This window comes from Peptococcaceae bacterium 1198_IL3148 (assembly GCA_036763105.1).
In the GTDB taxonomy this organism is placed as follows: Bacteria; Bacillota; Desulfotomaculia; order Desulfotomaculales; family Desulfohalotomaculaceae; genus JBAIYS01.
Genome location: JBAIYS010000062.1, coordinates 1 through 289, shown reverse-complemented (window position 1 = coordinate 289; position 289 = coordinate 1). Strand labels below are relative to the sequence as shown.

1 protein-coding gene is annotated in these 289 nt (G+C 34.9%); it reads right to left on the bottom strand.

What is annotated here, in order from left to right; genetic code table 11:
• Positions 1-266 (bottom strand): transposase (locus tag V6C27_14900; GenBank protein MEG6617664.1); only part of this gene is annotated, 266 nt, incomplete at its 3' end.
• Positions 267-289 lie beyond the last annotated feature (23 nt).

Sequence of the window (289 nt, the reverse complement as noted above, 5' to 3'; positions counted from 1 at the left end):
CGTTTGACATGAAATGGATTAACCAGTGCTACTTTCATTTGAAGATCTTTTATATATTGAGCTATAGGAAACCAATAATGGCCAGTAGGTTCCATTCCAATCATGGCATAATTTTTTTGATACTTTGATTTTAGCTCTTCAATCCACTCTACAAATGAAGAGAAACCACTATCATCATTGTTAAATTTAAAAAGTTTGCCAACTTCAATTCCTCTGTAATCAAAAGCTCTAGCGTATTGGACCTCGCTAGCAATATCTACACCCACTACTAGCGTGTCTTCTGTGATTT